This is a genomic window from Streptomyces sp. M-16, assembly GCF_052114405.1.
GTDB lineage: Bacteria > Actinomycetota > Actinomycetes > Streptomycetales > Streptomycetaceae > Streptomyces.
This window is the reverse complement of the sequence record NZ_JBFRER010000076.1, coordinates 26,445-34,680: the sequence shown is the minus strand read 5'-3', so window position 1 is coordinate 34,680 and position 8,236 is coordinate 26,445. Positions and strand designations below refer to the sequence as shown.

10 protein-coding genes are annotated in these 8,236 nt (G+C 72.0%); 6 read left to right on the top strand and 4 right to left on the bottom strand.

What is annotated here, in order from left to right:
• On the top strand, positions 1-319 hold a 319-nt coding region (locus AB4039_RS28440), incomplete at its 5' end, for an ABC transporter permease (protein ID WP_442272136.1).
• Here AB4039_RS28440 and AB4039_RS28435 read toward each other — a convergent pair.
• The gene (locus AB4039_RS28435; RefSeq protein ID WP_266846741.1) at positions 300-1,028 is read right to left on the bottom strand and encodes a MerR family transcriptional regulator; all 729 of its coding nucleotides are present in this window, start codon (positions 1,026-1,028) and stop codon (positions 300-302) included. The genes AB4039_RS28440 and AB4039_RS28435 overlap by 20 nt on opposite strands.
• A 143-nt stretch (positions 1,029-1,171) precedes the next feature.
• Between AB4039_RS28435 and AB4039_RS28430 the strand changes: the two genes are divergently transcribed.
• The gene (locus AB4039_RS28430) at positions 1,172-2,497 is read left to right on the top strand and encodes a YhgE/Pip family protein (RefSeq protein WP_266846739.1); all 1,326 of its coding nucleotides are present in this window, start codon (positions 1,172-1,174) and stop codon (positions 2,495-2,497) included.
• 177 nt (positions 2,498-2,674) lie between these two features.
• Complete coding sequence (locus AB4039_RS28425) at positions 2,675-3,376, top strand: 2-phosphosulfolactate phosphatase (RefSeq protein WP_442272135.1); 702 nt, start codon at positions 2,675-2,677, stop codon at positions 3,374-3,376.
• A gap of 65 nt (positions 3,377-3,441) precedes the next feature.
• On the opposite strand, the gene AB4039_RS28420 is transcribed toward AB4039_RS28425, so the two are convergent.
• The gene (locus tag AB4039_RS28420) at positions 3,442-4,002 is read right to left on the bottom strand and encodes a hypothetical protein (RefSeq protein WP_442272134.1); all 561 of its coding nucleotides are present in this window, start codon (positions 4,000-4,002) and stop codon (positions 3,442-3,444) included.
• A gap of 260 nt (positions 4,003-4,262) precedes the next feature.
• On the opposite strand from AB4039_RS28420, the gene AB4039_RS28415 reads away from it, so the two are divergent.
• Together AB4039_RS28415 and AB4039_RS28410 are read left to right on the top strand one after the other, a co-directional pair.
• Positions 4,263-4,841: a TetR/AcrR family transcriptional regulator gene (locus tag AB4039_RS28415; RefSeq protein ID WP_266846736.1), complete on the top strand. Its 579-nt coding sequence runs from the start codon at positions 4,263-4,265 to the stop codon at positions 4,839-4,841.
• Between the two features lie 90 nt (positions 4,842-4,931).
• Entirely contained in the window at positions 4,932-5,714 is a 783-nt protein-coding gene (locus AB4039_RS28410) for an oxidoreductase (protein WP_266846735.1), read from the top strand.
• A 58-nt stretch (positions 5,715-5,772) separates the two neighbouring features.
• On the opposite strand, the gene AB4039_RS28405 is transcribed toward AB4039_RS28410, so the two are convergent.
• Positions 5,773-6,765 (bottom strand): helix-turn-helix domain-containing protein, encoded by a 993-nt coding sequence (locus tag AB4039_RS28405; RefSeq protein WP_266846733.1) that lies wholly within the window; start codon positions 6,763-6,765, stop codon positions 5,773-5,775.
• Between the two features lie 52 nt (positions 6,766-6,817).
• Between AB4039_RS28405 and AB4039_RS28400 the strand changes: the two genes are divergently transcribed.
• Positions 6,818-7,213: a cupin domain-containing protein gene (locus tag AB4039_RS28400; RefSeq protein ID WP_266846731.1), complete on the top strand. Its 396-nt coding sequence runs from the start codon at positions 6,818-6,820 to the stop codon at positions 7,211-7,213.
• Positions 7,214-7,251: 38 nt separating this feature from the next.
• Here AB4039_RS28400 and AB4039_RS28395 read toward each other — a convergent pair whose 3' ends face one another.
• Positions 7,252-8,235, bottom strand: a complete 984-nt coding sequence (locus tag AB4039_RS28395; RefSeq protein WP_442272133.1) for an ABC transporter substrate-binding protein — start codon at positions 8,233-8,235, stop codon at positions 7,252-7,254.
• Position 8,236: the final 1 nt, after the last annotated feature.

Genomic DNA, 8,236 nt, shown 5'->3' with positions numbered 1-8,236 from the left:
CTTCGCCCTGGCACTCACCTGGATCGCCGTCGGCATGGGCCTGGTCAGCCCCAACGCCGAGGCCGCCAGCAACTCCGCGCTGCCACTGATCCTGCTGCCCCTGCTCTCCAGCGCCTTCACCCCCGTCACCTCCATGCCCGGCTGGTTCCAGCCCATCGCCCACTACCAGCCCTTCACCCCCGCCATCGAAACCCTCCGCGGCCTCCTCCTCGGCACCGAGATCGGCAACAACGGCTGGCTCGCCGTCGCCTGGTGCCTCGGCCTCACCGTCCTCGGCTACCTCTGGTCGACCGCCAGGTTCAACACCGACCCGAAGTAGCGGGCGAGGAACCGTCCTGCGGCTCGGGGGCCGTGGGCCCCCCGCTCGTCCGGAAGGCCGTCCCCTCGGCCGCGACCCGGCGCCGGACCTGGTCCTCCTGGGCGAGACGCCGCAGCAGCTCGAACACCGGGGCGCAGATCGCGAAGACGATGACCGCCCGCTCGGCCAGCGCCACCGGGTCGTCGAGGCCCGCCGCCCGCTCCAGGTCCAGCCGGGCCACCGATTCGGCCAGCCTCGCGTAGGCGGCGAGCTCGCCCGGGGCGTACTGCGCGTCCAGCCGCCGCAGCTCCTTCAGCGCCACCGCGAGCCCCTCCACGTGCGGTGACGTGTCCGGCGCCCGCCAGTCCAGGGCCACGAGCAGCTCCGACACCTCGGCCTCGGCGGTCGCCGCGGCCTCGGCTTCCGCCTCGTCGGCCGCGGCACTCTGGGCCGCCACCGGCACCGGAAGGGCGTAGCTGACCGCGCCGAGGGCGCCCTCGGAGGTGTGGGCCTGGTCGACGGCCCCGAGCACGTCACGGGTGGCGGCGATGGAGAGGCCGCCGAGCGTGGTCAGCGCTTTGATCAGGCGCAGTCGCTGCGCGTGCTCCTCCCCGTACTCGGCGAGGGTCGCGGCGGTCGCCCGCCCGGCGGGCAGCAGCCCCTGACGCAGGAAGTACTTGATGCTGGCGACCGGTACGCCGGTCCGCCGGCTGAGCTCCGAGATCTTCATACGGCCTCCCTGCCGGTCATGCGGTGCCCGTCCGGTGTCCGTCGTCGGCGATTGGACACCACAACAAGATACTGCCACTATCCAGTAGCTGGATACTTTCAGTATCCAGCTCAGGAACGCAGCCGCACCGCACCGGAGAATCGATGCCTCAACCCACGCCCCCCTCCGTTCTCCGCCGACCCCGGCTGTGGATCGGAACGGGACTCATCGCCGCAGTGGTCTCGATCCTGTTCGCCCTGCTCTACGTGGGCGGCAACGTCAATCCCAAGGGCAACCTGCGCGACCTGCCCGTGGCGCTGGTCAACGCCGACAGCGGCGCCGACGCGGGCGGCCGCCACGTCAACCTGGGCGACCAGGTCGTCGCGGGCATCCAGAAGGCCGCCGAGGGCGACAAGAGCTTCGACTGGCAGGTCGTCAGCCGCGAGGAGGCCGACAAGCGGCTCGGCCGGGGCAAGGTCTTCGGCGCCCTCGTCATACCCAAGGACTTCTCCGCCACGGTGGCCGCGCTCACCTCCGCGCAGCCCGCACCCCAGGGCAAGGCCGCCCCGCCGACCCTGACCGTGCTGACGAACCAGGCCGCCGGCAGCATCGGCTCCTCGATGTCCTCCCAGGCCGCCCAGAAGGCCGCCCACGCCGCCTCCGCCCACATCGGCCAGGAACTCCTCAAGCAGGCCGCGGCCCAGAAGACCCCGCTCCCGACGGCCGCCCAGCTGAAGCTGGCGGACCCGGTCACCGTCACCGTCGCCGACGGCCACCCCGTCGGGTCCCGCAGTGCCATGGGCCTGAGCGCCTTCTACTACGCACTGGTCCTGGTCGTCTGCGGCATGCTCGGCGCCAACGTGGTCAACTCCCAGGTCGACACGGCGCTCGGCTACCTGCACACCGACTTCGGGCCGTTCCGCAAGCGCGAACCCGTCCAGCACACCAGCCGCGTCCGCACGCTCGCCATCGGCACGGCGCTCATGCTCGGACTCTCCCTGGTCATGGGCACCCTGGTCGAGGTCGCCACGGTCGGCATCCTCGACATGGACGCCTCCCACCTCGGCCTGCTGTGGCTCTACTCGGTCTCGACCATCGCGGTCGTCGGCATCGGCAGCCTGGCCCTGTTCGCGGCCTTCGGCACCCCCGGCATGCTGCTGGCCACCATCGTCTTCGTCGCGATGGCCGTCCCCTCCTCCGGCGCCACCGTGCCGGTCCAGGCGCTGCCCGGGTTCTTCCGCGTCCTCTCCGAATTCGAGCCGCTGCGCCAGATCACCGAGGGCCTGCGTTCCCTGCTGTACTACGGCGCCCAGGCCGACGCCGGGCTGACCCGGGCGTGGGCCTCCATGGGCATCGCCCTGGTCGCCGCACTGGCCTTCGGCTTCGCCGTCACCCGCCTCTACGACCGCAGGGGGCTGCACCGCATCCCCCACCCCGCCGACGAAACGGGGCCCGCGGCCCCCGAGGCCTCTGCACCCGCCACGGCCTGAGACACCGCTCGCGGTGCCCCGATCGCGTCCTGCGAGACCAACCTGACCTGACCCCCGGGCCGGCCCACACCGTGGGCCGGCCCGCGGCACATCGCCACCGGCTCGGACCCGGGCGGCAGATGTGACGCACACCACCATTCGGGAACTTCGGCGCGGGTGCAGACGATCATGACCGGCATGGACGCTCGTTTCCTCGGCATCTCCGATCTGGACGGAACCCCCTCCGTGGCGGTCGTGATCGACGTCATGCGCGCCTACACCGTGGCCGCCTGGGCCTTTGCCCGGGGGGCGGAGAAGATGGTTCTGGCCGAGTCCCTGGACGACGCCCTGGCGCTCAAGGCCCGTCACCCGGATTGGGTGGCGCTCAAGGACGGTCCGGCCGCGCCCGGGTTCGACCTGGTCAACTCGCCGGGCCTGCTGCGCTCGGTCGACCTGGGTGGGCGGACCGTGGTGCAGAAGACCACGGCGGGGACGGTCGGCGCCCTCGCGGTCAGGGACGCGTCGCTGGTGCTGTGCGCCGGCTTCGTGGTGGCGGAGGCAACGGCCCGGCTCCTGCGGGCACGCGGGTGCGACAGCGTCACGTTCGTGGTCACCGGCGAGGACGGCCGGGCCGATGAGGACCTGGCGTGCGCCCAGTACATTGCCGGGCGGGCCACCGGGTCCGGGACGGATCCGGCCGGGTTCCTCCGCCGCGCCGGCGCGTCACGCGCCGCCGCCGAGCTGGCCGAGGGCGTACGCCAGGGAGTCCATCCGGACGACGTCGCGCTCTGTCTCGATCTCGACCGCTTCCCCTTCGCCATGGTGGCGACCCCGGAAGACTCCCTCATGGTCCTCCGCCCGTACGCGGTGCCTTCGCCCGCCGACGGGGCTTCGCCCTGATCGCCGGCATCCGCGCCCTGTGAGCGGGCCCACCGGACACCGACCCACCGCGTGCCCGGTGCGGACTACGCCGCGCCGTCCCGGAGGGTCCCCGTGGTCGGCGCTCCTGTCGGGACGGGGGCGGACCGGGGGTCCCGCCGCGCGCGAGCCCGGTCGCGGAACCATGCGACGGCCCCGACCAGCACGGCCGCCCCGGCTCCGTAGAGGGGAAGCCACAGGGTCGTCGTGGCCGCCAGGCAGTCGGCGACGGCCTTCCCGCTCTGGTTCGCCTGGGCGTAGGCCAGAGCGGCGCCGTCGCGGCCGGCCAGGTCCGCCAGCGCGGCCTCCGTGAGGAGGGCTTCGTACCTGCCCATCTCCAGGCAACCGCTGCGGGTGCCCGGCATGGGGAACAGCCAGGCCCAGCGCTGGAGCATGGGGGCCAGCACGATCGCCACGCACAGACCGACGACCAGCGAGTACGCGACCAGGTTGCGCGTGTACCCGGTCCTGATGCCGGGCATCCACGGCGGCCGTCCCTGGAAGGCGAGGATCACCGCCAGGAGCGTCGCACCGATGAACGTGGCGAACCACTGCCAGGAGCCCTGGGCGAGCGCGAAGGTCAGCACGGCAGCGAGTCCGATGCCCACGACCCCGGCCGGCCCGGCGGCTTCTCGGCCCGCCCCGCCGGATGCCGGCGCTCGGGTCCCTCGCGAGCCGGGCTCCTTCACAGACCCCTCCTGCATGATCGGGGGCACCAGCCTCCTCCCCGCGGAGCCGCGGGCCCGGGTGCCATGCCGGACGAGGGCGGCAGGCCTCTCGGATGGCCCAGCCACGGGGGCGGCCCGAGGCGCCAGGGAATCGACGGATATTTGAACTCAAGGTCAAAAACACTGCTACGGTGAACACCATGGGCAGGCCGAAGCAGTTCGATCCGGACGTGGCGGTGGAGCGCGCGATGAGCGTGTTCTGGCGCAAGGGGTACGCGGCGACGACGCCTCAGGACCTCGTGGACGAGATCGGCATCGGCAAGGGCAGCCTCTACAACGCCTTCGGCAGCAAGCACGCCTTGTTCGAACGGGCCCTCGCGCGCTACCGGGACTCGCAGGCCGCATGGCTGGAGGCGCTCCTCGACCACCCCGGCTCTGCGAGGGACCGGCTGCGGGGCGCGCTGGAGGCACTGGTCGAACTCGACTTGGGCGACCCGGACCGACGCGGATGCATGGCGGTCAACACCGCCGCCGAGTCCGCCCCTTCGGACACCGGGACGGCCGACACCGTACGCATGATGTTCGCGCGGACGGAGAGCGCGTTCCGGGCGACCGTCGAGGCGGGCCAGCGGGCCGGCGAGATCGACGGCGGGCGCGATGCGGCGGCGGTGGCCGCCTGGCTGCTCGCGACGGTGATCGGCATGCGGGTGCTGGCGAAGACCGACCGGGACGGCACGCGGTTGCGGCAGGTCGTGGACGCGGCGATGGGTGCCCTGTAGTCCGGCGGCGCACGGCGACGGCCCGTCCCCATTTTTTATGGGCTTGTTTTGTACCTGAGGTTCAAAAACTTCGAAGAAGAGGAGTCCGACATGGAGCTCGATCTCGCGGGCAAGGCCGCCGTCGTGACCGGGGCGAGCCGGGGCGTCGGCCTCGCGATCACCCGGCAGCTCGTCGCCGAGGGGGTCCGCGTGGTCGGTGCGGCCCGCACGGTCACGGCCGAACTGAAGGAAACCGGCGCCCACGCGGTCGCGGTCGACCTGAGCACTCCGGAGGGCGCCGAGGAACTGGGGACGCAGGCGCTCGCGGCACTCGGCGGCGTGGACATCCTGGTCAACAACCTGGGTGGAGGGGACGAGTTCACCCTGAACGGGTTCCTCGCCACGGACGACGCCCTGTGGGCAAAGAGTTTCGAGGTCAACCTGTTCGGGACGGTACGCGTCACCCGACGGCTGCTGCCGAGCATCCTGGAACGCCGTGGTTCGGTGGTGAACATCTCGTCGATGAGCGCCCGCGTGCCGGGCACGGGTCCCATCGAGTACGGCGTCGCGAAAGCGGGCCTCAACGCGTTCGGCAAGGCGCTGTCCGAGGAGTTCGGCCCCAGGGGCGTACGCGTGAACACGGTCTCCCCGGGGCCGACACGAACCGGCATGTGGGAGGACGCCGACGGCTTCGGCGCCCGCCTCGCCGAGGCGAACGGCGTCGGACACCGCGATTTCGTGTCCGGTGTGCCGGCGGCGATGGGAATGACCACCGGCCGGATGGTCGAACCCGCCGAGGTCGCCTCCGTCGTCGCCTTCCTCGTCTCGGACCGCGCGGCCAGCGTGACCGGCGCCGACCACCACGTCGAAGGCGGCGGCATCAAAACGGTGTGAGAGGTCCGGCGCGCCCGCCACTCCGGCGCGCGCGGCGCGCCGACCGGTCGTCCCGCCGTCACCTCGCCCCGGCGCCGAACCGGCGCCGGTACACCGACGGAGCGACGCCGGTCTCGCGGCGCATCAGGGCGCGCAGGTTGGCGGCGGTGCCGAGCCCGCTCCGCCGCGCGACCACCTCGAAGCGGGACTCGCCCCGCTCGATCAACCGGCATGCGAGGGCGAGCCGTTCCCCCGTGAGCCACGACAAGGGCGTCGTCCCCAGTTGGGCCCGGAAGCGGCGGTGCAGCGTCGCCGGACTGACCGCCGCACGCGCCGCGAGGTCGGACACGGTCAGCACCGTGTCCAGCCGTTCCTGGGCCCAGACCAGGACGGGCGCCAGGGACTCGTCCGGCAGGTCGGGGACGGGGCGCTCCACGAACTGGCGCTGCCCGCCGTCGCGGTGCGCCGCGAAGACCAGCCGCCGGCTCACGGAGTTGGCGACCTCCGCGCCGTGGTCGCGGCGGACCACGTGCAGCCCGAGGTCGAGCGCGGCCGCGCTCCCGGCGGCGGTGAGGATGTCACCGTCGTCCACGAAGAGCACGTCCGGTTCGAGGTGGACGGAAGGGAAGCGGTCCCGGAAGGAATCGGCCCACTGCCAGTGCGCGGTGGCCCGGCGCCCGTCGAGGACTCCGGCCTCGGCCAGGGTGAAGGCGCCGCTGCAGAAGCCGATCAGGCGCGCACCGCGCGCGTGCGCCCGTCGGACGGCGTCGAGCACGGCGGGCCGGCGGGGCACCTCGACGTCGGGGCGGTTGGGGACGATCAGGGTGTCGGCCTCGTCGGCCGCTTCCAGACCGGCGACTCCGGTGAGGGTGAAGAACCCGTCCCGCATCGGGGTGCGGGGCACGGGAGAGCAGAGCCGGAAGTCGTAGAGGTCACGGCCGAGCTCGGGTCTGCGCAGGCCGAAGACCTCGATCGCGCAGCTGAGCTCGAACGGGTTCGAGTTCTCGTCCACGATCACGACGACCCGGTGCGCGCCGGCCGCGCGCACCCCTTGCGAGGATTCTTTCGGCATGTGCAATTCCTAGCACTCACACCGACCGTGCGTCACGCCCCAGGATGAGCCCATGAGCAACGGACCCATTTCCCTCAGCGAGGCCCTGGCCTCCTTCGACGCCCTGTGGAGCCCGCGTATCGTCACGCGGGTCAACGACTACGACGTCCGCGTCGCCAAGGTCGAGGGCGAACACCTCTGGCACGTCCACGACGACACCGACGAGTTCTTCCTGGTCCTGGACGGGGAGCTGCACATCTCCCTGCGCGAGCCCGCCGGGGAGCGTACGGTCCTGCTCCCGCGGGGGTCGGTCTTCACCGTTCCCCGGGGTACGGAGCACAAGCCCCATGCTCCGTCCGGCGCGGCCATCCTGCTGTTCGAGCCCACCGGGACGCCGACCGTGGGCGATCGCCACGAGGAGGTCCCCGACCACGTGGACGCGACGACCGGCCACCCGCTCGGCACCTGAGCCGGTCACCGGGCGGGCCGCTGGCCGGTACGCGGACGTCAGGTCAGCCAGGGCTTCCACACGCTCTCGTTGCGCTCCACCCACTTCTTCGCCGCCTGCTGCGGCGAGAGCTTCTCCTCGGCGATCATCAGGGACACCTCGTTCTGCTGCGCCTTGGTCCAGTGGAACTTCTTCAGGAAGTCGGCCGCCTTGCCGCCCGAGTGCGCGAAGCGCGTGTTCAGGTACTTCTGCAGCGGTGTGTGCGGGTAGGCGCAGGCCACCTTCTGCGGATCGTCGGCGCAGCCTTCGGTGTACTCGGGGAGTTTCACCTCGGTCATCGGGACGCGCTCGAAGAGCCACTGGGGCTCGTACCAGTACGTCAGGAAGGGCTTGTGCTCCTTCGCGAACTGCTTGATCTGGGTGATCTGCGCGGCCTCGGAGCCGGCGAAGACGACTTCGAGGTCGAGGCCCAGGTTCTTGACCAGCGCCTTGTCGTTCGTGACGTAGGACGGGGAGCCGTCCATCAGCTGGCCCTTGCCCCGGCTCTCCGGCGTGCGCAGCAGGTCGGCGTACTTGTCGAGGTTCTTCCAGTCGGTGACGTCGGGATGGGCCTCGGCGAAGTAGGTGGGGACGAACCAGCCGATGTGGCCCGTCACCCCGAGGTCCCCGCCGGGGGTGATGGTCTTCTTCCCTTCGACGTACCGCTTCTCCTGCTCGGGGTGGCCCCAGTCCTCCAGGATCGCGTCGACGCGGCCCTGGCTGAGGGCGTCCCAGGCGGGGACCTCGTCGACCTGGACGGTGTCCACGCGGTAGCCCAGCTCGTGTTCGAGGAGGTAGGCGGCGACGGCGGTGTTCGACTGGGCGCCGACCCACGACTGGACGGAGAGGGTGACGGTCTTCGCGCCCTGTGCCGCGGCGTACGGGGAGGACTGGCGGGTCATGTCGGCCGCCCCGCAGCCGGTGAGGGCGGCGAGGGCGGTCGTGGCGGCGAGTACGGCCGCGGCGTGGCGGCCGAGGGGGCGCCGGGGGTGTGCGTCACGCATG

Excerpts from the sequence above, each read along its gene's own strand:
- AB4039_RS28435 (WP_266846741.1), bottom strand. The coding sequence starts at position 1,028 with ATGAAGATCTCGGAGCTCAGCCGGCGGACCGGCGTACCGGTCGCCAGC.
- AB4039_RS28430 (WP_266846739.1), top strand. The coding sequence starts at position 1,172 with ATGCCTCAACCCACGCCCCCCTCCGTTCTCCGCCGACCCCGGCTGTGG.
- AB4039_RS28425 (WP_442272135.1), top strand. The coding sequence starts at position 2,675 with ATGGACGCTCGTTTCCTCGGCATCTCCGATCTGGACGGAACCCCCTCC.
- AB4039_RS28415 (WP_266846736.1), top strand. The coding sequence starts at position 4,263 with ATGGGCAGGCCGAAGCAGTTCGATCCGGACGTGGCGGTGGAGCGCGCG.
- AB4039_RS28410 (WP_266846735.1), top strand. The coding sequence starts at position 4,932 with ATGGAGCTCGATCTCGCGGGCAAGGCCGCCGTCGTGACCGGGGCGAGC.
- AB4039_RS28405 (WP_266846733.1), bottom strand. The coding sequence starts at position 6,765 with ATGCCGAAAGAATCCTCGCAAGGGGTGCGCGCGGCCGGCGCGCACCGG.
- AB4039_RS28400 (WP_266846731.1), top strand. The coding sequence starts at position 6,818 with ATGAGCAACGGACCCATTTCCCTCAGCGAGGCCCTGGCCTCCTTCGAC.
- AB4039_RS28395 (WP_442272133.1), bottom strand. The coding sequence starts at position 8,235 with ATGCGTGACGCACACCCCCGGCGCCCCCTCGGCCGCCACGCCGCGGCC.